At 38.5% G+C, this 26,626-nt stretch carries 25 protein-coding genes and 1 pseudogene; 2 read left to right on the top strand and 24 right to left on the bottom strand.

Annotation, left to right across the window (positions count from 1 at the left end; translation table 11 throughout):
* Window positions 1-12 precede the first annotated feature (12 nt).
* From sdaAB to H9632_RS01430, 5 genes are all read right to left on the bottom strand, one after another.
* The gene (gene sdaAB / locus H9632_RS01450; protein ID WP_191702349.1) at window positions 13-675 is read right to left on the bottom strand and encodes an L-serine ammonia-lyase, iron-sulfur-dependent subunit beta; all 663 of its coding nucleotides are present in this window, start codon (window positions 673-675) and stop codon (window positions 13-15) included.
* Window positions 672-860 carry a hypothetical protein gene (locus tag H9632_RS01445; protein WP_191702348.1) on the bottom strand — a complete coding sequence of 63 codons (189 nt, stop codon included), beginning with the start codon at window positions 858-860 and terminating at the stop codon, window positions 672-674. The genes sdaAB and H9632_RS01445 overlap by 4 nt, the downstream gene beginning before the upstream one ends.
* A gap of 167 nt (window positions 861-1,027) precedes the next feature.
* On the bottom strand, window positions 1,028-2,674 hold the full coding sequence (locus H9632_RS01440) for a DAK2 domain-containing protein (RefSeq protein WP_191702629.1): 1,647 nt from the start codon (window positions 2,672-2,674) through the stop codon (window positions 1,028-1,030).
* An 18-nt stretch (window positions 2,675-2,692) separates the two neighbouring features.
* Window positions 2,693-3,055 (bottom strand): Asp23/Gls24 family envelope stress response protein, encoded by a 363-nt coding sequence (locus H9632_RS01435; RefSeq protein WP_008403339.1) that lies wholly within the window; start codon window positions 3,053-3,055, stop codon window positions 2,693-2,695.
* A 225-nt stretch (window positions 3,056-3,280) separates the two neighbouring features.
* Window positions 3,281-4,156: a diacylglycerol/lipid kinase family protein gene (locus tag H9632_RS01430; protein WP_191702347.1), complete on the bottom strand. Its 876-nt coding sequence runs from the start codon at window positions 4,154-4,156 to the stop codon at window positions 3,281-3,283.
* 218 nt (window positions 4,157-4,374) lie between these two features.
* Between H9632_RS01430 and rpmB the strand changes: the two genes are divergently transcribed.
* Window positions 4,375-4,563, top strand: a complete 189-nt coding sequence (rpmB, locus tag H9632_RS01425) for a 50S ribosomal protein L28 (protein ID WP_004227417.1) — start codon at window positions 4,375-4,377, stop codon at window positions 4,561-4,563.
* Between the two features lie 198 nt (window positions 4,564-4,761).
* Here the strand turns inward: rpmB and H9632_RS01420 are convergent, their stop codons facing one another.
* The 14 genes and pseudogenes from H9632_RS01420 to H9632_RS01355 all read right to left on the bottom strand — a co-directional run bounded on the left by H9632_RS01420 (window position 4,762) and on the right by H9632_RS01355 (window position 18,446).
* Window positions 4,762-5,391, bottom strand: coding sequence for a thiamine diphosphokinase (locus H9632_RS01420; RefSeq protein WP_191702346.1), 630 nt, complete (start codon window positions 5,389-5,391; stop codon window positions 4,762-4,764).
* Window positions 5,388-6,053, bottom strand: a complete 666-nt coding sequence (gene rpe / locus H9632_RS01415) for a ribulose-phosphate 3-epimerase (RefSeq protein WP_191702345.1) — start codon at window positions 6,051-6,053, stop codon at window positions 5,388-5,390. The genes H9632_RS01420 and rpe overlap by 4 nt, the downstream gene beginning before the upstream one ends.
* Before the next feature lie 2 nt (window positions 6,054-6,055).
* The gene (rsgA, locus tag H9632_RS01410) at window positions 6,056-6,937 is read right to left on the bottom strand and encodes a ribosome small subunit-dependent GTPase A (protein ID WP_191702344.1); all 882 of its coding nucleotides are present in this window, start codon (window positions 6,935-6,937) and stop codon (window positions 6,056-6,058) included.
* 12 nt (window positions 6,938-6,949) lie between these two features.
* On the bottom strand, window positions 6,950-8,914 hold the full coding sequence (gene pknB, locus H9632_RS01405) for a Stk1 family PASTA domain-containing Ser/Thr kinase (protein ID WP_191702343.1): 1,965 nt from the start codon (window positions 8,912-8,914) through the stop codon (window positions 6,950-6,952).
* A gap of 2 nt (window positions 8,915-8,916) precedes the next feature.
* Window positions 8,917-9,663 carry a Stp1/IreP family PP2C-type Ser/Thr phosphatase gene (locus H9632_RS01400; protein ID WP_191702342.1) on the bottom strand — a complete coding sequence of 249 codons (747 nt, stop codon included), beginning with the start codon at window positions 9,661-9,663 and terminating at the stop codon, window positions 8,917-8,919.
* A 10-nt stretch (window positions 9,664-9,673) separates the two neighbouring features.
* Window positions 9,674-10,822 carry a 23S rRNA (adenine(2503)-C(2))-methyltransferase RlmN gene (gene rlmN, locus H9632_RS01395; protein ID WP_191702341.1) on the bottom strand — a complete coding sequence of 383 codons (1,149 nt, stop codon included), beginning with the start codon at window positions 10,820-10,822 and terminating at the stop codon, window positions 9,674-9,676.
* A gap of 3 nt (window positions 10,823-10,825) precedes the next feature.
* Window positions 10,826-12,193 (bottom strand): 16S rRNA (cytosine(967)-C(5))-methyltransferase RsmB, encoded by a 1,368-nt coding sequence (gene rsmB, locus H9632_RS01390; RefSeq protein WP_191702340.1) that lies wholly within the window; start codon window positions 12,191-12,193, stop codon window positions 10,826-10,828.
* Entirely contained in the window at window positions 12,190-13,131 is a 942-nt protein-coding gene (gene fmt, locus H9632_RS01385) for a methionyl-tRNA formyltransferase (protein ID WP_191702339.1), read from the bottom strand. The genes rsmB and fmt overlap by 4 nt, the downstream gene beginning before the upstream one ends.
* Window positions 13,132-13,134: 3 nt before the next feature.
* On the bottom strand, window positions 13,135-13,626 hold the full coding sequence (gene def, locus H9632_RS01380; protein WP_191702338.1) for a peptide deformylase: 492 nt from the start codon (window positions 13,624-13,626) through the stop codon (window positions 13,135-13,137).
* Window positions 13,627-13,650: 24 nt separating this feature from the next.
* Complete coding sequence (gene priA / locus H9632_RS01375; RefSeq protein ID WP_191702337.1) at window positions 13,651-16,059, bottom strand: primosomal protein N'; 2,409 nt, start codon at window positions 16,057-16,059, stop codon at window positions 13,651-13,653.
* A 26-nt stretch (window positions 16,060-16,085) separates the two neighbouring features.
* Window positions 16,086-16,619 (bottom strand): annotated as a pseudogene (coaBC, locus tag H9632_RS01370) (bifunctional phosphopantothenoylcysteine decarboxylase/phosphopantothenate--cysteine ligase CoaBC); the annotation flags it as partial.
* A gap of 88 nt (window positions 16,620-16,707) precedes the next feature.
* Window positions 16,708-16,932 carry a DNA-directed RNA polymerase subunit omega gene (gene rpoZ / locus H9632_RS01365; protein WP_008403352.1) on the bottom strand — a complete coding sequence of 75 codons (225 nt, stop codon included), beginning with the start codon at window positions 16,930-16,932 and terminating at the stop codon, window positions 16,708-16,710.
* Window positions 16,933-16,936: 4 nt separating this feature from the next.
* The gene (gene gmk / locus H9632_RS01360) at window positions 16,937-17,554 is read right to left on the bottom strand and encodes a guanylate kinase (protein ID WP_191702335.1); all 618 of its coding nucleotides are present in this window, start codon (window positions 17,552-17,554) and stop codon (window positions 16,937-16,939) included.
* A 16-nt stretch (window positions 17,555-17,570) separates the two neighbouring features.
* The gene (locus H9632_RS01355) at window positions 17,571-18,446 is read right to left on the bottom strand and encodes a YicC/YloC family endoribonuclease (RefSeq protein ID WP_191702334.1); all 876 of its coding nucleotides are present in this window, start codon (window positions 18,444-18,446) and stop codon (window positions 17,571-17,573) included.
* A 239-nt stretch (window positions 18,447-18,685) separates the two neighbouring features.
* Here H9632_RS01355 and H9632_RS01350 point away from each other — a divergent pair, with 239 nt between their 5' ends.
* Window positions 18,686-20,368 carry an Rqc2 family fibronectin-binding protein gene (locus H9632_RS01350; RefSeq protein ID WP_191702333.1) on the top strand — a complete coding sequence of 561 codons (1,683 nt, stop codon included), beginning with the start codon at window positions 18,686-18,688 and terminating at the stop codon, window positions 20,366-20,368.
* A gap of 115 nt (window positions 20,369-20,483) precedes the next feature.
* Here the strand turns inward: H9632_RS01350 and H9632_RS01345 are convergent, their stop codons facing one another.
* The 5 genes from H9632_RS01345 to H9632_RS01325 are packed head-to-tail and all read right to left on the bottom strand — an operon-like array spanning window position 20,484 to window position 26,218.
* A complete protein-coding gene (locus tag H9632_RS01345; RefSeq protein WP_191702332.1) occupies window positions 20,484-22,325 on the bottom strand; it encodes an oligopeptide ABC transporter substrate-binding protein in 1,842 nt (613 codons plus the stop codon).
* 19 nt (window positions 22,326-22,344) lie between these two features.
* Window positions 22,345-23,256 carry an ABC transporter permease gene (locus H9632_RS01340; protein WP_191702331.1) on the bottom strand — a complete coding sequence of 304 codons (912 nt, stop codon included), beginning with the start codon at window positions 23,254-23,256 and terminating at the stop codon, window positions 22,345-22,347.
* A gap of 37 nt (window positions 23,257-23,293) precedes the next feature.
* Window positions 23,294-24,256, bottom strand: a complete 963-nt coding sequence (opp4B, locus tag H9632_RS01335; RefSeq protein ID WP_191702330.1) for an oligopeptide ABC transporter permease — start codon at window positions 24,254-24,256, stop codon at window positions 23,294-23,296.
* Window position 24,257: 1 nt separating this feature from the next.
* Entirely contained in the window at window positions 24,258-25,205 is a 948-nt protein-coding gene (locus H9632_RS01330; RefSeq protein WP_191702329.1) for an ATP-binding cassette domain-containing protein, read from the bottom strand.
* Window positions 25,202-26,218, bottom strand: coding sequence for an ABC transporter ATP-binding protein (locus tag H9632_RS01325; RefSeq protein WP_191702328.1), 1,017 nt, complete (start codon window positions 26,216-26,218; stop codon window positions 25,202-25,204). The genes H9632_RS01330 and H9632_RS01325 overlap by 4 nt, the downstream gene beginning before the upstream one ends.
* Window positions 26,219-26,626: the final 408 nt, after the last annotated feature.

Below are 26,626 nucleotides of genomic sequence, written 5' to 3'. Positions count from 1 at the left end.
ATTTGTCACCCCTTAATTATTAATTTTTGAAACTTTCGTAATATGCGGGATGTAAGAAATTTGTTCTAATAGACGGTGATCTATATTCTGGTCCACTTCAATAACCATTAAAGCAGTTAAGCCACGTTCGATGCGTGATACTTCCATATGCCCAATATTTACGTCATGCATGGCTAAGCAATTGGCTACGTTTGCGATACATCCAGCACGGTCATCATGTACGACTAAAATAGCCGGCATTCCTCCAGTAAGTCGCAGCTTGAAGCCATTTACTTCACTAATTTCAATTTTACCGCCACCGATTGAAATACCCTCAACACTCATTTCCGATTCGTCATCGCCCATTAAAAGACGTGCTGTATTTGGATGTTCTTTATTTGCTGTTTCTGGAATAAATTCAAATTGTAAACCGGCTTTTTCCGCTTCGGCAAAAGCTGTTTTAATACGTTCGTCATCTGTATCATAGTCCAGTAATCCTCCGACAATAGCCACATCAGTGCCATGTCCCCGATAAGTTTCAGCAAATGAACCATATAAATATATTTTTACCCATTTAGGTTGACGTCCGAACAAATCACGCGCGACACGACCAATGCGTGCTGCACCAGCTGTATGTGAAGAGGATGGTCCAATCATGACTGGACCGATAATATCAAAAACAGATGTAAATTTCATAATGATAATCCCCCATTTTCTTTCATACTTTCATATACCTCTAGTGTACTCATTTTCTCTGCAATTAACAAACTTCTTGTTGTTAAAACAGAATAATAACCATTATAAGGATAAACGGCCATTTCTTCCTGATTGAAAAATAAACGAAGAAATCCTATTCCGTGGATAAGCGGAATATCTTTCATTATTTTAGCCCATATAAGTACTTTATCTATAATAAAAGCGGAATATCTCCACTTATTATAGGTTACCTCGTAAATTAAATCCCACATTATTGCAAACAGAAAAACATCAATTATTTCTCTGTGAGAAAAATTGATGTTTTTCGGATTATCCCAGCTGCTTTTACTATTTATTCTACAGAGAGAATGAATGGGTAAAGGGATTGCTTACCTTCAACAATTTCCACTTCTGCATCTGGATAATTTTCTTCAATAAAGTTTTGTAATTCATCTGCCTGCTCTGCTGTAGCATCTTCACCAAAAATGATTGTAACGATTTCTGAATCTTCATCCATTAATCCTTCAAGCACTTTTTTCGCTGCATTCATCAATTCAGGAGTCGATAAAATAATTTTGCCTTCAGCTAATGCCATGTAATCATCTTTGCGGATTTCAACACCATCAATCGATGTATCGCGTACTGCAAATGTTACTTGACCTGTCTTCACATGTGCAAAGCCTGATGTCATATTATTTTTGTTGTCTTCAACCGACTCGGCAGGATTGAATGCTAAAATAGCAGCCATCCCTTGAGGTATTGTTTTTGTTGGCACAACAGCAGCTTCAATTTCTAAAAGTTCCACTGCCTGTTCTGCTGCCATAATAATGTTTTTGTTATTCGGTAAAATTAATACACGTTCTGCACCAATTTCCTGTACTGCTTTTACGATATCCTCTGTAGAAGGGTTCATAGTTTGACCACCTTCAATTACATAGGAAGCACCGATTGAACGTAATAAATTTGAAACACCTTCTCCCATTGCAATCGTTACAATTGCATATGGAACTTTTGCTTTTTGCTGTTTAGCAGGTGCTTTTGGTGCATCATTTACGATAGCAGAATGCTGTTCACGCATATTATCTACTTTAATTTTAATTAGACTGCCATATTTTTGACCAGCTGCAAGTACAGCTCCTGGAGTTTCCGAGTGAATATGTACTTTCGCAATTTCATCATCTGAAATCACTAATAATGAATCACCCATTGGATTTAATTCTTGACGGAACTGCTCTTCGTCAAATGGCGTTTTATCTTCTTCAAATCGCACCATGATCTCTGTACAATATCCGAATTCAATATCAGATGTGTCCATGAAATCCTGTACACGATGGTGTTCAGCATTGATTAAATCATCTAGTGAAGATTCATTTTTCGCTGGTAAAGGTTCACCTTTCATTGAAGCAAGGAATCCTTCGTAAACAAATAGTAAGCCTTGGCCACCACTATCTACAACACCAACCTCTTTTAATACTGGTAAAAGATCTGGTGTACGATTTAATGATTGTTTTGCTTCTTCGATAAATGCTTCCATTACCGTAATCATATTATCTTCAGTTTCTGCTACTTCGACACCTTTTGCCGCAGCTTCACGTGCTACCGTTAAAATAGTACCTTCCACTGGTTTCATAACGGCTTTATAGGCAGTATCCACTCCTGCTTGGAATGCATTCGCTAAGCCCTTAGCATCAATTTCAGCATCTTTCTCGATTGCTTTACCGAAGCCTCGGAATAATTGAGATAAAATTACACCTGAGTTACCACGTGCTCCCATAAGTAAGCCCTTTGATAGCGCTTGTGCAGTTTTACCGATATGTGCACTTACATTTGCTTCTGTTTCATCTGCACCAGATGTCATTGATAAATTCATATTTGTCCCTGTATCACCATCCGGCACAGGGAATACATTTAGTGAATCAACATATGCTGCATTTTGGTATAGGTGATGTGCACCCATTTGGACCATTTCAGCAAATTTAATTCCGTCTAGAGACTTCATTCGATTCATTTCCTCCTCTTACACATTCGCAACACGAACGCCCTGTACAAAAATATTGACTGATTTAACGCTCATACCTAATGTTTTATTTACTGTATATTTTACTTTTGATTGTACTTGATAAGCGATTTCAGAAATTTTTGTACCGTAGCTTACAATAATGTACATATCAATATGTAAGTCATCACCTTCTTGGCGGATGAGCACACCTTTAGCAAAATTCTCTTTTCGTAAAATATCTGTTAATCCATCACGAATTTGATGTTTTGATGCCATGCCTACAATGCCATAACATTCAATCGCTGCTCCACCAGCAATTTGAGCAATAACATCATTGGAAATATCAATATGACCGAATTCGTTATTTAATTCTACTGACATAGTGAATGCCCCCTTGGCTCTATTTAACTAATCTATATTGTACTACACAAAAGTTGATTATAAAAGAAAACGTTCATCCACGTCTAGCTTGAAGTCATCTTTTTACCAAACTTCAATTTTTTTATTTAAAAAATTTCCATTCCATTCCTTTATGGAGTTGTTCAAACTTGATAATCTAGTATTCGACAAAATCCAATTGTTATACGGGAGCATAATTAATAATTGCTAATTATTACAATAAAATTCGATATGATTATGCAAAACTGTAATTTTCGCCGGCAATTGACTAATTAAGTCACCATCAACATTTAAAGGAAGTGCTTCATCTGCATTAATTTGAATTTCTTGTGCATCAAATTTAGTAATATTATCGTCCTTCTCATGATTTCCAGTTATGAGATTTTTTGCTGTACCGACTACCTGTAATGTATTAGTGCTTTTCACGATAAAACCGTGCAGTAGACCATCCGACGTGTCAGCGTCTTCATTGATTTGTCGGAAGCTGCCGACAGAGTTGGTTAACACACATATAAAAAGCATTATATCTTCTTTATAAGTTTGTCCGTTTGCTGTTATTTCTATATTGCAAGAGTCATTTTCGATCGCTGCTTTTACGCCCTCCAATAAATAGGCGAGTGCACCAAGTGATGTTTTTTGCTCTACCGATACTTCTCCAACTGCTTCCGCCAATGAACCGATGGCAATAATGTTTGTAAAATATTTATTATTTACCTTACCGATATCCGCCTTTCTTGTACGTCCTCCAAGTAAAGCTATAGCTTCATCCGGATTGAGGGAAATATTTAGCGCACGTGCAAAGTCATTAACTGTTCCTAATGGGACAATTCCGACAACCGGTCTATGCGGCTGTTCAGCAATACCGTTAATCCCCTCATTTAATGTTCCATCTCCACCTACTAAAATCACAGTATCATAGTGCTCATCACATGCCTTTTTAGCATGTTTGGTCGCGTCCCCTTCACCCGTTGTTTCTTTCATCACCACTTCATAATTATGTAACTGGGCAATAATTTTTTTTTCGTATTCTAACGCTTTCTCTTTTCCTGAAGACGGATTTATAATGACCATACATTTTTTCATGTAAATTTCCCCCAATAAAATATATTTTTTCATATATTCTATTACCTTTTATCAAGAATTTTTAATCTATAATTTTAAATATGGTGTAAAGGTTTTTTTCTTGAAAGGTTATGTAAAATGTCTTGCACTCATTGCTTTGGTATGTTAAATTATTATGGTATGTGAAATAACGAACTGAAATAAAGATTTCAGATTCAGCTGTAAGGAGGAATTTTACAATGCCAAAACAATGCGTAATTACTGGCCGTAAAGCTCGTACAGGCAACAACCGTTCACACGCTATGAACGCTAACAAACGTACTTGGGGTGCTAACCTTCAAAAAGTTCGTATCTTAGTTGACGGTAAGCCTAAACGTGTATGGGTTTCTGCTCGTGCTTTAAAATCAGGTAAAATCGAACGCGTTTAATCGCGTATAGAGTATCGGCTCTTTTGCTGGTACTCTATTTTTATGCAAAAAAAAACTACAGCCCCCAATCTTTATGAGCTGTAGTCAGGAACTTTATTTTTCTTTCTTTTCTCTACGAAACAACTTCACACAGCCTCTCGCTACCCCACTTAACCATTTCGGCATTTGAAATGTATAAACTTTCAGTGTTGTTCCTCCTTAATCTTTACTCTTTATCATTAAACATATGCCACCCGTAAATGAAATAGACCCTTCGCCTATTATTTCATTACTTGTAAAACGAGATGTGCCTTGCTCAATCAATTCATTCACTGTTTCATATTTAACACCGCGCAAAGTAACATTTTGAAGTGTCTTGCCATATGCAAAAAAGGAAACATATGAATAATCGGATTGTTCCAGCATATGTGTGCCCGGGAGTAAAAATTGAATAGTATTTTGTAAATTAATAATTTTAAATACTATATGAGGATATTGTTGCTGCATTAAAAATACTGATCGTAATGTCGCTTCATAATGATCTAAACGACCACCTGTAACACCCGTCAACAATACTTCCGTCGGCTCAAAGGTTATTGCTTTTTGCAATGCCAAATCTGTATCTGTTTCGTCCTTTTCTGCCTGAAATTGTTCAATATGATCAATAACTTCGGAGATTCGCGCAAATTCCCCCGCTGTGACTGAATCAAAATCCCCTACAATATGGTTCGGGTAAATGCCTTCGTCAATTAAATATAAAGCACCCCGGTCTACCCCTATCCATTTATCAGGCATTAAAGAAAAGGCGACCTCATCTATGGGGCCGCCTGAGCAGATTGCTACAATCACTGGATTGCCGCTAGTCCTGCCTGTTTAATTTCCTGTAAAGCCTGTGCGCGATCTTCTTTACTGTAAATAGCTGAGCCTGCTACAAAGACCGTTGCTCCTGCTTTAGCACACGGAACAATAGTTTCTGCGTTAATGCCACCATCAATTTCAATTTCGATATTTAAACCGCGTTCTTTAATAATTTTGGATAATGCCGCTACTTTTGGCACTACCGATTCGATGAACTTTTGTCCGCCAAAGCCGGGATTTACAGTCATAAATAATACCATATCTACATCTTCCAAAATATGCTGAATCGTTTCAATCGGCGTATGTGGATTTAACACGACACCCGGCTTTACACCGTAAGAGCGGATCAATTGGATTGTGCGGTGCAGATGTCTACATGCTTCCACATGAACAGTAATATAATCCGCGCCTGCTTTAGCAAATTGCTCAATATATTGGTCTGGATTTTCAATCATTAAATGTACGTCCATCGGTAAAGTTGATAGTGGGCGAATCGCTTCCAATGCAATCGCACCGAATGAAATATTCGGTACAAAATGACCGTCCATTACATCGATATGAATCAATTCTGCTCCTGCCGCTTCTACTTCCTTCACTTCTTGCCCCAGCTTTGCGAAATCTGCTGCTAAAATCGATGGTGCAATTTTAATCATGTCTAATACCTCGGCTTTCGATCGATAATTTCTTGTAAAATTTGTTCGTAATGCTCGTAACGGTACGAGCGAATTTCACCAGCTTCTACCGCTTGTTTTACCGCACATTTCGGCTCCTTAATATGTAGGCACCCACGGAACTTACAATTCTCGCTGATTCGCTCGAACTCCGGTAAACAAGATGTCAGCTCTTCTTTTTCTATCATTTCAAAATCAAATGAACTAAACCCTGGTGTATCCGCCAACAACCCGCCACAAACTTCAATTAGTTCAACATGGCGTGTTGTATGTTTCCCGCGCCCTAAGCTTTTTGAAATAATGCCTGTCTTCAAATCCAATTCAGGAAGTAATGTATTTAATAAGGTTGATTTTCCAACACCTGATTGTCCCGCAAGCACTGATGTCTTTTCTTGCAAGAATGGTTTGATTTTCTCCAGTAATGTTGGATCATCAATGTATGTTTCAATAATCTCATAACCAATTTCTTTATAGTCGTCGATATATGTTTGTAAATGCGCACGTTCTGCATCATTCAATAAATCTATTTTCGTTAAAATAATAATCGGTTGTACTTGGAACGATTCGAGCACGACTAAAAATCGGTCAAGCAGAACCGTATTAAAATCAGGCTCTTTTGCAGAAAATACAAGTAATGCCTGGTCAACATTCGCAATCGGTGGTCGAACTAGCTCATTTTGTCGTTCCAGAATTTTATCAATAGAACCATCCGATTCTCCATCATACGAATATTCTACAAAGTCACCGACAAGTGGAGATTCTCCGCGATTACGGAAAATCCCACGTCCACGGCATTGAATTAATTCGCCTTCTTTTTCAACATAATAATAACCACTTAATGCTTTTCGAATTTGGGCTTTCGCCATCCAATTCCTCCTCTATTCCACTAATTCTTCGTACGTAATTGTTTTATTTTCGATGACACTGTTATCACGATCAATTCGGTAGGCTGCTTTATCACCTTCCACAATAAATAGTTCAATTTGATACATCGTGTTTTGGGTAATCGTAAATGTCTCTACAGGCTCAACCAACGAACGTGTTTTATCCTGAATATATATCGTTACCGTTTGTTCCATACCTTCTTCGGTCGGTTCGTACGGAATTTCGATAGTATCTCTATATGACTTTTCTTTTTTCGCCTGTGGACCTTTAGACACTACTACATTAATCGTTCCACCCTTTTCAAGCTTTGTGCCTGCCTTTGGTGTTTGACTAATTACTTCTCCGACTGGTTTATCCGAATGTTCCTCACCTGTTACATTCACTTTAAAACCTGAACTAAGTTCGTATTCTTTGCGGTTGGCTTCGTTAAAAGTAAGTAAATTTCGAACCTCTACAACTTCTTTTCCTTTACTAACCGTCAATACGACATCCGTTTCATTGAAGAGTACTTCTTCTCCAGCTTCTGGTGTTTGCTCAATAATTTCGCCTGGTACATGATCAGAAGAATACACCTCTTCAAATTTGTAGTCCTTAAAGCCACCTTCCTCTAAGAGAGGTATAGCTTGATCCCGTTGAATCCCTACAAAATCCGTCATAGAGGTAGGTGCTTTCCCAATGCTGACAATTAAATCAATTTCCGAACCTTTTTCTCTTTCTCGACCGGCAATCGGATTTGTTTCAATGATTTTACCGGCTTCAATATCTTCAGAATTACGTTCCTCTTGTTCGCCAATAACAAAGCCTTGTTCCTGTAAAATACGGATGGCATCCTCTAATGTTTCGTTTGTCACATCTTCTATCACGACTTTATTCGGGGTCATCATAAATGCAATGACGGTAAAAATTATCGCTAAAGCAGCTAATATGCCGACAATTAACGGCCATTTTTTCTTCTTTTTTTTCTTCTGCTCTTGCGGTTCTATTGTCGGTTTTGACTCCATGCGTACTGTTTCTTCAGTCAATCCTGTAGATGGTTGTTGAACGGGTGCTACTACAGGTTTAGGGTCTTTTATGATTGGGATCAGCTTTGTTGCACCATTATCTACAGGTGGTACAAATTTAGGTTCATTCACTCGTTGAATAGATAAACAAGTATCTAAATCTTCTTCCATTTCTTCTGCGTTATTGTAACGGTGATTTGCATCTTTTGAAGTTGCTTTTAATACGATATTTTCTACACTTTGCGGAATGCTCGCATCAAATTCTCTAACAGAAGGTGTTTCTGTCTGTAAGTGCTTTAAGGCAATTGATACAGCTGATTCACCTGAAAATGGCAATTCCCCTGTTAACAGCTCATATAACACGATACCAAGTGCATAAATATCGGATTTCATCGTTGCAATGCCGCCACGCGCCTGCTCCGGCGATAAATAATGAACCGTCCCTATGACAGAATTTGTTTGAGTGAAGCTTGTGGCTCCAAGCGATGTCGCTATCCCGAAATCGGTAATTTTCACATTGCCTTCTTCATCCATTAATATATTTTGCGGCTTAATATCCCGGTGAATAATGCCATTTTCATGTGCATGTGCCATCGCAGAAGTGAGCTGTTTCATAATATGAACACTGCGCGCTGCTGATAAAGGTGAAAACTCCTGTATGTATTGTTTCAATGTTTTCCCTTTAATATATTCCATAACAATATAGTGCATATCTCCATCTTCGCCAACATCATAAATGCTAACGATATTAGGATTTGTTAAACTTGTAGCGGACAATGCCTCACGCTGAAAACGACGGTGCAATTCTTCTTCATTTGCTAAATCATAGCGTAAAATTTTGATCGCGACATCACGACCTAAAATAATGTCATGTGCTAAATACACATTTGACATACCGCCTCCGCCAATTAATTGTAATATCTTATAACGGCCACTTATATGTTTTCCTACAAGCATTGCTACACCTCCTGCACCGTTGTCATTAAAATAAGGGAAATATTATCTTCGCCACCACGGTCATTTGCCAGTTGCACTAATTTTTTCCCCTTTTCCTCTATGGAGATTTGGGGCGAAATAATTGTGGCCATTTCTGTTGTCGTTAGCTTATTGCTTAGACCATCTGAACAAATGAGTAAGTAGGCTTCATTCGATAAAGTCAATTCATAAAAATCTGGTTCAATTGAAATTTCTGTACCTAATGCTTTTAAAATAAAATTTTTCTGAGGATGATTTATTGCCTCTTCTTCACTAATTTCCCCATTTTCTAATAAAATATTTACATAAGAATGATCTCTTGTTACTAACTTTACTTCTTCATCTGCAAAATGGTAAACGCGACTATCGCCTACATGACTAATAAGGCATTCATTTTCATCAAGCAGCGCCGCAATCATCGTCGTTCCCATACCTTGACAATTTTCATGTGTTAAGGAATATTGATAAATTTTTTGATTAATATGTGAAACCGCATTGCGTAACCATTCCAACTTTAATTGTTTCGATGCAAAATCTTCTGCATCCACCAGTTTAAAAAGCCTGTGCATTTCCGTGATGGCCATTTCACTCGCAACATCACCTGCATTATGTCCACCCATACCATCTGCTAAAATTGCAAGCTTAAAATGATCGGGACGCTCAAAAAACGCGGCCCGATCTTCATTTATTTTTCGCTTTAACCCAATATCACTTTCCACTGTAAAGTTCACTATAGTCCACCTACTTTGTTTCGTGTGATCGTTCCTGTGCACGTAACTGGCCACAAGCAGCTGCAATATCAGCACCTTGCTCACGACGAATTGTTACGTTAATACCTTGCTCTTTAAGCGTTTTTTCAAAGGCAAAAATCTTACTGCGTGACGTACGAATATAATCGCGCTCCGGCACGTAGTTAATAGGGATTAAGTTGACATGACATTTAATATTTTTAATAAGCTTGGCAAGTTCTAACGCTACTTCTTCTGTGTCATTTTCTCCGGACATTAGGCCATATTCAAACGTTACACGGCGTCCAGATTTCTTCGTATAATATTTTACCGCTTCCATCAGATCTTCTAATTTATATGCTTTTGCAATCGGCATTAGTTTTTGGCGAGCTTCCTGATTTGGCGCGTGAAGTGATACAGCAAAGTTAATTTGCATGCCTTCATCGGCGAATTCATAAATTTTCGGTACGATACCAGATGTCGAAACGGTAATATGACGTGCACCGATATTTAGACCTTTGTCATCATTCATGATTTTCAGGAAGTTCATCATCGCATCATAGTTATCAAATGGCTCACCGATTCCCATAATTACGATTGATGATACACGTTCATCTGTTTCATCCAATTGCTGCTGCACTTTTACAACTTGCTCAACAATTTCGCCAGCCATTAAGTGGCGTTTTAAACCGCCTAACGTTGAAGCACAGAATGTACAGCCAATCCGGCAGCCTACTTGAGTCGTTACACAGATTGAATTTCCGTAATCATGACGCATTAATACCGTTTCGATTGAATAACCATCTTGCAATTGGAATAAAAACTTAATAGTGCCGTCTTTCGACTCCTGTTTAATAATTGTTGAAAGCGTAGTTAAAGCAAATTCAGCCTCTAGCTTTTCACGTAATGCTTTCGGCAAGTTTGACATATCCTCAAATGTTTGAACACGCTTTTCATAAAGCCATTCATAAATTTGCCCTGCACGGAAGGCTTTTTCCCCATTCGATGTTAACCATTCTTTCATTTCATCCAGACGCAATGAATAGATTGAAGGTTTTAACTGAGGTTTTTCCTTTTTCACACGACGTACTGGTTTATCTGTTGTTTCTTCCACTAAATCCTGAATTCGTTCATCAAATTGTTTTAATTGTTCTTGCTCCATTAGTTAATTGGACGCTCCTTTTTTTACGAATGCAGCAACGAAAAATCCGTCACTACCGATATCTTGTGGGAATACTTGCAGCATCCCGTTCTGTTGTTTCGCTTTTAGTTGTTCTGGTAAATTTTCTATTGGCTCCAAATTCATTTCAGGATGCTCTTTTAGGAAGGCTTGTACCGTGCCTTCATTTTCTCTCCGGTCAACTGTACACGTTGAGTACACTAATCGTCCGTTTTGCTTTAGTAGCTGTACTGCATTATTTAAAATTGCTAGCTGGATTGTTTGTAAACTTTCCAAATCTTCTTCGCGCTTCGTATATTTAATATCCGGTTTACGTCGCATTACACCAAGTCCTGAACAAGGGGCATCAACAAGTATTGCATCATAGCTTTCTTTCGCTAATAAGTTAGCTGCCTTTCTTCCATCAAGCGGTGCTGTTTCGATAATATTCAATCCTAAACGTGCAACATTCTCATCGATTAAATCCAATTTTTTTACATGTAGATCGGTCGCTAAAATTGAGCCTTCATTTTTCATCACTTCCGCTAAATGCGTCGTTTTCCCGCCAGGAGCTGCACACATATCCAGCACCTTCATGCCCGGCTGTGGATTCAGTACTTTTGCCGGTAGCATTGAGCTTTCATCCTGAATCGTAATAAGTCCATTTCGGAAAGCTCCTGTTCGTGCTGCTTGACCACTTTCCAGATGTATACACTCAGGCATAAATTCACTGCGACGCGCTTTTACACCTTCACGCTCAAGTGTTGTCAAAACCTGTTCAACAGTTGCTTTCGTCGTATTTACTCGCACAGTTTGCAACGGTGCAATATTGTTTTCAAGAAGCATTTCACGCGTCTGTTCATAGCCATAGCTTTCAACCCAACGATTGACTAACCACTGTGGATGACTCGTTTCCACAGCTAAACGCTCATTAGCATCTTCAATTAAATCTGTCGAACGAACACCCTCTCGTAAAATGGAACGTAAAATTCCATTTACCATTGATGCAATTCCTTTATGACCACGACGTTTTGCAATTTCCACAGCTTCATTAACTGCAGCATGTGCCGGAATACGTGTTAGGTAATGCATTTGATACAGCGACATGCGGAGCAGCCAACGAACCCAAATATCAACCTTGCCATGAATAAAGGGTTCTAAATAATAATCCAGTGTCAGCTTATACTGTAAAGTTCCATATGTCAGCTCGGTTAACAGGCCGCGATCTTTTGCTTCTATTTTATATTTTTCAATCGTTTGGTGTAATAATAAATTACTGTAGGCTTGGCTTTTATCGACCGTTAATAAAATCGTCAAAGCCGCATCCCGTACATTGCCATCCCAAATTTCTTGCTTTTTTTTATTTTTACTCATTCAAAACGGTCCCCAATCTGTAATTTCGAGCCCGTTCCACGTAAATATTCTTCTGCGGTCATACGTTTTTTCCCGGCTGGCTGGACATCATATAGTGCCAAGGTATTTCCATCACCTGTTGCAACTTCGAAGTAATCTTTTGCTATTTTCACTACTGCTCCTGGTGTCGCATTCGTTGTAGTATCCCCAACTTTTGCCCACCAAATTTTAAAATTAGCCCCTTCAAAAGTTGTATATGCTACTGGCCATGGATGTAGTCCGCGCACTTGATTATACAATGCACGTGCATCATTATTCCAATCAATCAACTCCTGCTCACGGCTAATATTGCGAGCATATGTCACAAGCGATTCATCTTGAACGATGCGTTCATTCGTCCCATCAATAATCGAAGGCATTGTTTCTTTTAATAATTGACGACCGACCATACTAAGCTTTTCAAACATACTGCCTGTATGATCCGTATCTTCAATTGCAATTTCGCTTTGGGAAATGATATCTCCTGCATCAAGCTTTTCCGCCATATACATAATCGTCACACCCGTTTTTGACTGACCATCGATAATCGACTGGTGAATTGGTGCCCCGCCTCGATATAAAGGTAAAAGAGAGGCATGTACATTAATACAGCCTAGTCGTGGGGCTTCAAGAAGTTCTTTCGGTAAAATTTGACCGAATGCAGCTGTTACGACTAAATCCGGGTTTAATGCTAAAATTTCTTCAAGCTCCTTCGAACCGCGCAACTTTTCAGGTTGAATTATTGGTAAGCCTAATGCTAGTGCTTCTTCTTTTACAGGTGGTGGCGTCAATACTTTTTTCCGCCCTACAGGTCTGTCCGGTTGAGTAACAACAGCTAGAACATCATAGCCTTCTTCATGAAGCATACGCAAAATTGGCGCTGAAAAGGCAGGCGTTCCCATAAATACGATTTTTGTCATCGATTATTCCTCCTCAACATCCGCGTACAGCTCTTCTATTTCTTCGTCTGTCAACACCCGCGTCATTTTGGAATCAAATAATACACCATCTAAATGATCGATTTCATGCAATATACAGCGTGCTTCAAAATCTTCCGCTTCAAGCTCATATACACGGCCTTCACGATCAGATGCTTCAATTTTTACGTAAGTTGGTCGCTTTACCATACCAAAAAGGTCAGGGAAGCTTAAGCAGCCTTCCACATCTTCTGCTTCACCTCGGGTTTCAAGTACAATTGGGTTAATCATTTCAAGAATATCTTCACCTAATTCCACAATCGCTACTCGTAAGCCTACGTTGATCTGAGGTGCCGCGATTCCAACTCCATCGTTTTCGACCATTGTGTCATATAAATCATCCAGAAGCTGAATCGTACTTTCATCAATCACTTCTACTTCTTTTGTTACTTGCGATAATACATTCGCTGGGTTTTTTACTACTTCTTTAATAGCCATTTCTACTACCTCTTTCTATATGCATTAGATCATTGTTGGATCTAAATCAACTGTCAGCACAATGCCTTTTTTTATCCATTCCGAGCGATACAGCTTAATAAGCTGTAAAAGGACTGGAATTAATTGAGGCTCTACTTTATATTTTATCAAACATTGATAGCGATATCTATTTTGGAGCCGGGCAATACTGGCAGTCGTTGGCCCAATCACCGAAACATTAAATGATAAATTCTCTCGCAAATATTCCGCTACACGTCCTGCATATTCTGCAGCAAGCATCACATCTTCGTGAGAAACTTGAACAAGCGCAATATAATAATACGGTGGATATCCCGCTATATGCCTGGCATGCATTTCCCGTTCGTAAAACGGTGTATAATCCTGATCTTTCGATAACTGGATCGCATAATGATCGGGCGTATACGTCTGTACAAATACTTCACCTAATTTTTCATGGCGCCCTGCTCGTCCACTTACTTGGGTCATAAGCTGAAACGTCTTTTCTGCCGCCCGGTAATCCGGTAAATGGAGGGAAGTATCTGCACTTAAAACCCCGACTAACGTAATATTTGGGAAATCCAAACCTTTTGCAATCATTTGTGTACCGAGCAGAATGTCCGCTTCCCCGCGCCCAAATGCATCGAGCATTTTTTCATGTGCCCCTTTTTGCCTTGTCGTGTCTACGTCCATTCGCAGTACACGTGCTTCAGGAAACAATTTATAAATTTCCTCTTCTACCTTCTGTGTACCTGTTCCAAAATAACGAATGTTTTCACTTTGGCATTCAGGACAAGTTTCCGGAATGTATTCATCATGACCGCAATAATGGCATTTCAGCTTTTCCTGATAACGATGATATGTTAAGGAAATATCACAGTTCGGACATTGTACGGTTGTTCCGCAATCACGACATAAAACAAAGGAAGAGTACCCTCTGCGGTTTAAAAAAAGCACGGTTTGTTCTTTTTTATCCAGTCGATCCTGCAAGGCCTCCATTAATGGTTCGGAAAACATTGAGCGATTTCCCGCCTGCAGTTGTTCACGCATATCTACAATACGAACTGTAGGCAATGCTTGGTTTTTCGCACGATGGGCTAATGTAAGCAATGTATATACACCTTTTTTCGCCCGCGCAAAAGATTCCAAAGCAGGCGTCGCACTACCTAAAATAACCGGACAGTTATAATATTTCCCACGCCAGATTGCTACATCCCTAGCATGATAACGAGGTGAATCTTCCTGCTTATATGTGGACTCATGCTCTTCATCCAGAATAATTAATCCTAAATTTTTAAAAGGCGCGAAAATAGCTGAACGAGCTCCAACGACAACCTTTACTTTTCCTTGTTGTACTTTTCGCCATTCATCATATTTTTCACCAACAGATAACCCACTATGCATTACAGCTACTTCATCGCCGAAACGTGATTTAAAACGCTCTGTCATTTGGGGTGTCAGTGAAATCTCAGGTACTAATACGATTGATTCTTTTCCATCAGCGATAGTACGTTGAATCGCCTGCAAGTACACTTCTGTTTTCCCGCTACCTGTAATACCGTGCAGGAGAAACGTTTCCTGGCGCTGATCATCTATAGCAGCAATAATTTTAGATAGAGCATGATCCTGTTCATCTGTTAGCTGTAGAAATTCAGTTTTCTCAACATTTTTTGTGAACGGATCACGATATACTTCCTCTTGAATATACGCTGCAGCACCTTTATCAATGACACTATTCAAGACACTATTTGTAATATGCACTGCTTCGCAAATATCATCAGGCAATAAGATTTCCCCCGCATGCTGCATCATCCATTCGACTAACGCTACTTGCTTCGGTGCACGTTTACCTATTTGCTGCAATACATTTTCCAATTGTTCCTGGGAATGTATTTGGACTTTCCGTATTTGCTTAACTTGCCCTTTTTGTTTCACTTCATTGTCGATAATTATAAGACCATCTTTAACTGCACGCTTTATCGGTTTTAATAAATTTGCTTTTTCAAAATGAGATAAATTGACTTTTGCTGTTTTCAAATAGTATGGCTGAAGTATTGCTGGTAAATGTGAAGGTTCCCCATTTAAGACTGCATACTTTTCATACTTTGCCCGCAAAGCACCTGGCAGCATTACTTGCAGAGCATCAATTTCGTAACAGATTGTTTGGTGCTTTAGCCATTTTCCCAAACTGAGCATTTCCTCTGTTAAAATCGATTCTATATCAAGTATTTCGGTGATCGGCTTCACTTTTTCTACTGGCACTTCAGACTCGGACGTAATACCTACGACAAAACCGAGTACATTCCGTGGCCCAAATGGTACTTTTACTCGACACCCCAAATCGATTAATTCTTCCCAATCTTCCGGTATTAAATAATCAAACGGACGGTCCACCGGATAAGCTGAAACATCGACGATTACTTGTGCAAATTTCATTGTTCATCGCTTCCTAATTGATGATAAAAATGATTCACTACAAGTTCTGTAATTTTCTCCGGCTCTTCCAAACGACCTTTTCCAACATACCCACATGCTAAAAATCCTTCAGACGGCTCGATAAAGCGAATGCCATCTTCATGTAGTTGATTGATATTGCGTAGAACTGCTGGATGCTCATACATATGTACATTCATCGCGGGTGCTACCCAGACTGGAGCAGTAGTTGCCAGAAGTGTAGTCGTCAACATATCATCAGCCATTCCATGTGCCATTTTAGCAATAACATTTGCTGTTGCTGGTGCCACGATGATTAAATCTGCCCAATCTGCTAAATCGATATGGGCAATGACATTTGAATCTTTTTCATCAAAAGTATCATAAAACACATCATTTTTTGACATCACTTGAAAGCTTAAAGGTGTAACAAACTTTTGCGCAGATGCCGTCATTATTACTTTTACATTAAACCCTGCCTGTGACAGCTTACTTACTAACGCCACAGCTTTATAAACGGCTATTCCACCGGAAACACACAGTAATACATTGTTTTTCTTCATCACTTTAACCGTCCTTTCAAAGGATAAGCTCCCAAAGAAAGATTCTTAGGGAGCTTCTACTCAAAAATTATTCGATTATGCGCAAAAACTAAATTTCGTCTTCATAAACAGTAGAAGCATCTTGCTGAACTTTACGCAGCTTACCAGCAGCTACCTCTTCCAATGCTTTTCCTACTGGCTTATAAGAAACATATGAGCTTAAATGCTCGCCACCCTCTTCTTGCATTTGGCGGGCGCGTTTTGATGCTAAGCTCACTAAAGAATACTTAGAATCGATTTGTTTTTTTAATTTATCCACTGATGGGTATAACATGGTTTCATTCTCCTCTCAACATTGACAAATAGCGTTTTTCTACACGTTCACGACGGCAGTGTTCTGCTACAATGATTGCATTAATTTTATCACATGCATTATGAACTTGGTCGTTTTCTACAACATAATCGTATAAACTCATCATTTCGACTTCTTCACGAGCGGTTGCAATACGACGGGCGATGACATCTTCTGTTTCCGTACCACGTCCAACTAAACGTTGCTCAAGTTCTGTTATGCTTGGTGGTGCTAAAAAGATAAACAACGCATCTGGTGCTTTCTCACGAATTTGGGCTGCTCCCTGAACTTCGATTTCCAAAAAGACATCGCGCCCGGCTTCTAGTGTTTCTTGTACGTATGCAAGCGGTGTACCGTAGTAATTGCCGACAAACTCTGCATGTTCAAGTAACCCTCCTTGCTCGATTAATACTTCGAATTCCTCACGTGTTCTAAAGAAATAGTCTACACCATCTACTTCGCCTTCGCGAGGATTACGTGTTGTCATCGAAATCGAGTATTCGTAATTTGTATCAGGCTGCGAAAAAAGTTCTTTACGTACCGTACCTTTTCCCACACCTGATGGACCAGATAAAACAATTAATAATCCACGTTGTTTCTTCATAAGTAACTCCTTTATTTCATTCAATATTTTGAACCTGTTCTCGCATTTTTTCTAAAATTGTTTTAGCTTGCACAACTGCAGCTGAACAATCGGTTGATTGATTTTTTGAACCTATTGTATTAATCTCACGGTTCATTTCCTGCATGATGAAGTCAAGCTTCCGACCAATTGCAACTCGTTCGTTTAGCGTTTCTGTTAACTGATTAAAATGACTATCCAGACGATCCAGCTCTTCTGTAATATCAATTCTCTCTGCAAAAATCGCAACTTCTGTAAGCAGGCGGTCATCTAAAGTTTGCCCAATCGCTACTTCTTCCAATCGATTCATTAAACGATTCCGATATTTTTCAACAGCAAGTGGCGCACTTCGTCTTATATGTGCAATTTGCGCTTCAAGCTCTGCTTTATACTGTAACATTACGCCCTCTAAGCCCTGTCCTTCGCGTTCACGCATGGCAATCAAGTTTGTAATGGCTTCAGACAAAGCACTTTTTACAGCTTCAACGATTTCCTCCTGCTGGAGCTCTACCTTTTCCACTTGAAGCACTTGTTCAAGACTTACAATTTCTTGCATTGTCCATTTTTCCTGCATCGGAACCGTCTGGGACAATTCTTCTTTTGCCTGAAGGAAAGAATTAAGCAGCGACCAATTAATATGGATTGTTTGTTGTGTATCATGAAGCTCCTTCAAAAAAATGATAACATCTATTTTCCCACGGGAAATAGTATCCGACAACATTTTTTTGGCTATAACTTCAGATTCCATCCATTCTTTTGGAAACTTAGTATTAATTTCTAAAAAACGATGATTCACAGCACGAATCTCAACAGTCAGTTGAAAGTTTTTCGTTGTTGTGACCCCCCTGCCGAATCCGGTCATACTGCGTACCAAGGTTCGTCACATCCTTCTTTACATATTGTTTCAATTATAGCATATGTTCTACATATATTGCTTTAACGTTTATTGTATAGAAACATATTTTATCATAGTTAGGTTGTAATAAAATAGTTTTTATCTTTTTAATAAATGTTTAATTATCATTACAGTATATTGGAGCAACTACAGAATTGAATGAAAAAATGGTATGATAAAATAATCAAATAGACTTATTTAATGAAAGAGGCATAGAGATGGCATTTGACGGACTATTTACTCGTTCAATGAGCAAGGAATTACAAAACTTAACATCTGGACGAATTACAAAAATTTATCAGCCGAATGCACTTGAAGTCGTATTACAAATCCGTGCAGCCGGTCAAAACGTGAAGTTATTATTTTCTATTCACCCTTCATACTCACGTGTTCACCTAACTAATCAATCTATAGAAAACCCTTCAGACCCCCCTATGTTTTGCATGCTTTTACGCAAACATCTTGAAGGCGGGTTTATTCAGTCTGTTGTTCAAGATGGCTTTGAACGAGTAATTACACTGGAAATAGATAGCAAAAACGAAATAGGTGACGCAGTAAAGCGAAAACTTATTATCGAAATTATGGGACGTCACAGTAATTTATTATTAATCGATGCTAAAACAGATACGATTATCGATAGTTTAAAACATTTACCCCCATCGATGAACAGCTTCCGAACTGTTTTGCCTGGTCAGCAGTATATTGCGCCACCAAAACAGCAAAAGATTGCGCTTACTAGTTTATCAGATGAAGAAATTAAGCAGTTCTTTTCTAAGGAAGTAACGACGAAGGAAATAATTGAGCATTTTGCAGGTTTTTCTCCTCTCCATGCTGCCGAATTATTATATCGTTTATCCACAACGGATGCAGTTACGGCCTGCCGACAGCTAATGAATGAAATTGCAACAAGCGCTCAGCCAACCTATATGGAGCAAGAAGGTAAAATTTATTTTTCACCTACCAATTTGACACATCTATCCGGTGTCTCAACAATATATGAAACGCTAGGCGAATTACTGGACCGAGTATTTTTTGCCCGTGCCAAACGTGACCGTGTGAAGCAGCAGGCCGGTGATTTGGAACGCTGGCTGCAAAATGAATTAAACAAATTAAAACTCAAACAAAAAAAGCTCCAAAAAGATTACGAACGTGCACAAAACTTGGATCAGTTCCAACTTTACGGAGAGTTATTAATGGCAAACCTTTATAATTTTTCAAAAGGTGCGGAGTTTGTAGATGTAGAGAACTACTATAGTGAAAATGCGGAGACAGTTAGAATTCCAATCAGCCCAAGGAAAACACCGATTGAAAATGCACAAAGTTACTACACGAAATACAATAAGGCAAAAACAGCCTTAATTATGATAGAGGAACAGAAGAAAAAAGCAGCCGAAGATATCAACTATTTAGAAATGCTTACACAGCAAGTACAGCAGGCTTCTCCTTCTGACATTGAAGAAATTCGCGAAGAACTTGCTGAACAGGGATTACTTCGTATTCGCCAAGCGAAACGTAAGAAGAAACCGACGAAACCAGATCCTGAAAAGTTTATTTCTTCAACGGGAGTACCCATTTCTGTGGGCAAAAATAATAAGCAAAATGATTATTTGACATTCAAAATTGGGAAGCGTAATGAAACCTGGCTGCATACGAAGGATATTCCAGGCTCACATGTTGTCATTCATTCTGAAAATCCGGATGAAACAACATTGAAAGAAGCCGCGGTATTAAGTGCTTATTTCTCAAAAGCACGTGATTCGTCTTCGGTTCCAGTAGATTATACTGAAATCCGCCATGTAAAAAAACCAAATGGTGCAAAACCCGGATTTGTGATTTATTTTGAACAAAAAACACTTTATGTTACACCTGATGAAGCAGTCGTTATGCAGTTGAAAAAATAGCTAAAAATCTTCCTGGAATTTTTCCGTCTATTTTTTATGAAATTGTATAGATGTTTATTTAAATACAAAGAGCCGCTTAGAAAATTATTCTAAGCGGCTCTCTTTGTGCTAAAGATTATTTAATTGGGTCTTCAGCTGTTACTTCAAGTAAATGTAAATTATCCATTGAATCATTTGCGTAGTTAACATTGTATTGTTTCACACGTTTGTTAACAGGGATGATTTCTGTACGGAAGTACATTGGAACTGTTGTTGCTTGCTCAAACATGTACTCTTCCCATTTACGGAATGCATCAGCACGGTAACCTGCATCAATCGCTTCTTTTGAGTCGATATCTGCTAATAAAGTTTGTAGTTCAGGTGTTACGAAACGGCTGTAGTTGAATGCAGAAGCTTCACCGTATAAACCTAGTGGTGATGGGTTCGTACCTGTACCCCAAGCTGCCATAAACATATCGATTTCTGGATCATCTGCTTTTACTTTATCGTAGAAGCTGTTGAACTCGATTAGGCGCCCAGTAGTTAACTGTACATCTAAACCTACAGCTTTCCAGTTTTGACGGTAGTACTCTACGATTGCTTCGTCAGTATCTGAACCTGACATACTCGCTAAACGGATTGCAAATTTCTCACCATTTTTATCTTCACGGATACCATCGCCATCAACGTCTTTATAACCTGCTTCTTCCAATAATGCTTTCGCTTTTTCAGGATCATAGTTATATCCTTCTAAAGTGTTGTCATGGAATGATGCGAACGCCGGTGGAATTAATGATGTTGCACGAGAACGTAAGCCTTGGTAGAAGCGCTCTCCAACTTGCTCGATATCCATTGCATAAGCAACAGCTTGACGTAACTTAGCATCGTTCATTTTTGCATTTTCATCAGTAATGTTTAAACCTGCATCACCTGCAGCTTTATCCCATTTACCAAGTTTGAAACCAATATAAGAGTATGCTAACTCTGGACGAGCTAAAACTGTTAAGTTTTCTAAATCTTTTACGCCGTCATACTGATTAGTCGGATAAGATGATGCCATATCATATTGACCAGTACGTAATGCTTCACCGATAGAAGTTGGAGGTACTACTTGCAATACAACTTTATCTAATTTCGGTTTACCTTTCCAGTAGTGCTCGTTGGCTACGAACTGAACAGATTCACCGTCAATTAATTTGTCTAATTTGAAAGCACCTAAAGTTACTGGAGCTTTACGAACTTGTGGTGAAGAAATTAAATCTTTGACTGGTGTTGTTTCTAAGTAATGTTTAGGCGCTGCATAACCCCATAAACCATCACCACCAGAGTAAATTGCTGGTGAAACTTTAGTCATAGAAATTTCTACAGTTTTGTCATCAATCTTTTTAATACCTGAGATCGAATCTGCTTTGCCTGATTTGTATTCTGTAGCACCGATAATGTTTTGGAAGTCAGCATCAAAACGGATACCTGTATAATCTGGGTGACCAATAATTTCATATGCATAAATAACGTCATCAGCAGTTAATGGCGTACCATCCGACCACTTAACATCATGTTGTATTGTTACTGTAACTTTATTGTTATCAGCGTCAACATCTAATTTTGCGATACCTTCATCAGTAATTAAGAAGTCACCATCTGTAGCAAAAATAGAGTTTGTCATAAAGTCCATAATATCAGCGTCATAACCATTTTCGTATAATTCAGCTAACAAAACTCCTGAGAATGGAGTGTCTGTTACTAAAGCGAACTTTAAAGTACCGCCTTGAATAACTTCACCATCGTTTGTTACTTCTTCTGGTAATGTAGGTGCTTCGGCTGTAGTAGCACCGTCATTTTTAGTATCTTCTGTTGCAGTGCCTTCCTTTTCAACCGGTTTTTCATTTGTAGTTTCTGTATCGTCCCCTCCACAAGCAGCTAATACTAACGCAGTAGCAAATACAGAAGAAAGCATAAGACCTTTCTTTTTCATCATTTGTTTTTCCTCCCTTTTTTTATCCTAAACGTTGTTTTGCGTCAGCTGCACGACGTAGCGCTTGGCCGACGTAATTTATACCAAGCATCATAATTAAAATTAATAATGACGCGGGTAACCATATCCACCATTTACTCGATAAGATTATCGGGTTCATAGCATAACTTACTAAAGTACCTAAACTAGGTGTTGACGGTGGTAAACCGAAACCTAAGAACGAGAGACCTGTTTCGATCCCTACGTTACCTGCAAAGCTTAATGTCACTTCGACAATTAGCAATGAGCTTAAGTTTGGCAATAAACCTTTAAACATAATCGCGAAATCGCTAGTACCCATTGTTTTAGAGGCACTAATGTAATCACGACGTGCTTCAGATAGTGCTTTTGAGCGCACAAGTCTTGCCGTCGACATCCATTGAAATGCTGCAATAATTAAAATTAAATCCATTATTCCGTATGATGGAATGATTGTTATAACTACGATGATAATCATAAGAGTTGGTAGAGTGATGAAAAAGTCGATAATACGCATGAAGAAGTTATCGATAAATCCACCGTAGTACCCCATGATAATCCCTAAAGCAATACCAACAAAATTGGCAAGAATCGTAATGGCGATTGCAATTAAAATCGAGTTTTTTGCACCTATGATTAGCTGACCGAACATATCTCGACCAGCTTCATCGGCACCAAGAATATAACCTCTTACCCCCGGTTCAGTAAAGCGCTCCAATAATTGAATGTTCATGATTTTAGCTTGGTCGATCACAACCGCTAAAACCATAACTGTAACTATTAATAAAATAACCCCTATTAAAGAGAACATTGCTAATTTATCTTTTTTAAACTCCCGCAAAATAACTTGAATTCCAGTTGGCGGAGAGCTTTGAGATTCTAACTTATCTACTGTCTGTGCATTATTATTTTCCATGATTAAAATCACCTCTCCTTAGTCATTATTAATTTGATTAGTCTATGCGAATACGCGGGTCAACAATACTTAAAATAATGTCGGACAATAGACTACCTAATAATGCTAAGAAGCCAAATAACATAACTAGTGCTGTAATGACACTGTAGTCACGACTTAAAATTGAATCGATAAATAATTTACCCATACCCTGATATCCGAATACAGTTTCAATGAAAATTGATCCGCTAAGTAATCCGGTAATCGTGAATCCTAAAAATGCTGCGATTGGTAATAGTGAGTTCCGGAAGATATGTCGAGAATATACTTTCTTCATCGGAATCCCTTTACTGCGCGCTGTTTTCACATAATCCATCGTCTTTGCATCAATAATCTCTGTACGTAAATATTGAATAATCCCTGTTGTCCCTAACAGCGCATATGTTATAGCTGGTAACAGCAGGTGGTAGAAACGGCTCCAATAATACTCCCACGTCCCTGCATCGAGAGATATATCTACCGTACCACTTGTTGGAAACCACATGAGCCTGTACCCAAATACGTATACGAAAATCAACGATAATACAAACGTCGGGATAGCATAAGAGATAAAGCTATATAGGACGATTGATTTATCCAAAAACGATTCTTGATAACGACCTGCAAGCACCCCAAGTGGAATGGCAATTAAATATACTAAAATTACACTTAATAATGAAAGTAATAAAGTATTCAATCCACGAGCTCCGATAATATCGGCAACCGGTTTTTTATACGTATAACTTTGTCCAAAGTCTCCTTGTGCAGCATTGGCAATCCAGTTATAGTACTGAACATACCATGGGTCATAGAACCCGGCTTTAATTCTCATTTCTTCAAGTACATTCGGGTCCGTTTCCGGTGTAATTAAGCCTGTAAAAGGATCCCCCGGCATTTGTTTCGCTAATATAAAAATTAGGAGACTTAAAATAAATAGCTGCGGAATCATTATTAATACACGGCGAATTATCGTTTTCCACATACTATACACGCTCCTTTTCATCTACAGACATGGCCACTTTATGTGTGTCTGAAATCGATTTTAAAGGATATACTTTTCCATCCTCATCATAATATTTATGCTGTTCTTCACGGTATGCTGCTTCTACTTTTTGACGTTCAAGCTTTCGCTCATTTCTCGTTTCTGGCTCTATATCAGGAATAGCAGAAAGTAGTCGGTTCGTATAGATATGCTTTGGATTTGTGTATATATCTTCACGCTTTCCTGTCTCTACAAATCTACCTTTATACATAATTGAGATGTTGTCACACATATGACGAACTACCCCTAAATCATGCGAAATGAATAAATAACTTATTCCGTATTGCTCCTGAATGTCCTTCATAAAGTTTAAAACTTGTGCCTGAACAGATAAATCAAGTGCTGATACTGGCTCATCTGCAATAATCATTTTAGGGTTACATGCTACTGCACGAGCAATCCCTAAACGTTGCTTTTGACCACCTGAGAATTCATGCGGATATTTCAGTAAAACATCTTCTGACATACCAACGATTGCAAGAAGCTCATTAATGCGTTTACGTTCTTCCTGCGGAGACAATTTCAAAAAGTTGCGAATTGGCTCTGCTAAAATATCCAAAACACGTTTTTTGGGATTCATACTGGAGTGTGAATCCTGGAAAATCATTTGAATATCCCGGTTATATGCTGAATCACGTTTACGTCGTGCATTCGTAACTTCTTCACCTTCGTAAATAATGCGGCCTGATGTAATTTTCTCTAGTCCAATTATCGCTTTACCAGTCGTTGACTTCCCTGAACCAGATTCTCCTACTAGACCGTAAGTTTTTCCACGTTCAAATTCCATTGTTACACCATCTACTGCATAAACATGGTCAACTACTGTGTTAAAAAATCCACCTCGGATAGGATAGTGAACTTTTAAATCTTCTACTTGCATAAAACTCATTGATTTACGCTCCCTTCCTCATCCTCAAAATGGAATTCCTTCCAGCAAGTACAGCGTACAAGATGTCCTGGAGCCACTTCGTGAAGCTCTGGGTTTTCTTCATGTGCTGATTGTGGAATCCACGGGATACGAGAGGAGAAACGACAGCCCTGGCGCGGCAGCTTCACAAGAGAAGGTACCATCCCTTGAATTACTTCCAATTGTTCATTCTCACTATTCGTTTGAGGGATAGATTTCAGTAATGATCTTGTATAAGGGTGCTTTGGATTTCTAAATAACTCTACAACCGATGCTTCTTCAATAACTTCTCCGGCATACATTACAGCTACGCGATCTGCTACTTCAGCAACAACACCTAAGTCATGCGTAATCAGAATAATGCCTGACTGAATTTCATCCTGTAGTGTTTTTAATAAGTCCAAAATCTGTGCTTGAATTGTTACGTCAAGTGCCGTTGTCGGTTCGTCAGCAATTATAATTGCCGGCTTTCCTGACAAAGCAATCGCAATCATTACACGTTGACGCATACCACCTGATAATTGGTGAGGGAATTGTTTGGCAACACGTTGAACGTTTGGAATTCCCACTTGATCCAATAGTTCCAATACACGATTCTCACGCTGTGTTTTGTTTAATTTAGTGTGATAAACTAAACCTTCCTCAATTTGCTCTCCAATTCTCATTAACGGATTTAATGCCGATAAAGGATCTTGGAATATGAATCCAATGTCGTTGCCTCGCAGTTTGTTAAATTGAGTATCCGTTAAATTTACTAAATTTTGATTGTTATAAAGTATTTCACCTTCAACTTTTGTATTAATTGAATTATGTAATCCAACGATTGAAGTTGCTAATGTACTCTTCCCACAACCTGATTCTCCTACAATTGCTAAAATTTCATTTTTACGAAGCGTTAATGAAACATTGTCTACAGCTGGGTAGTATGTATCTTTAATACGGAAACTCGTACGTAAATTTCGGATTTCTAATAATTCGTTCGTATTCGTAGACATTAAAATCGCTCCTTTCTTCACAAACATTCTTTCAACTCAGCTAAGCTCATCCTATAATCAAGTACGCTCTGGCGTAATTGCATCTTTACTCGAGAACTACAGTACATTTTCCTCAGTAGCCGATAGTTTATGAAATACTTTTGACCAACTGTTTTTCATATGTACTTAGCTCAAATCTACGATTGTTACTCCAGCTTTAAATTTCCCAAACGGGTTATATACCCTTGTTTAAAAGATTAAAACTTTTTATAATAATCAGATTTTTCAAGTGTTAATAATTTGTTGATTTTTTGTCAAATTTATAAAGAAATAAATTTACATATTAATTATTAAACTTTCTAACTATTCTAATTTAACATTTGGAAATTATCAATAGCAAACTATTCTTTAAAATTAAAATTTTCCATT

This window comes from Solibacillus merdavium (assembly GCF_014836935.1).
Classification (GTDB): Bacteria; Bacillota; Bacilli; order Bacillales_A; family Planococcaceae; genus Solibacillus; species Solibacillus ferritrahens.
This window is presented reverse-complemented; position numbering and strand designations above follow the sequence as displayed.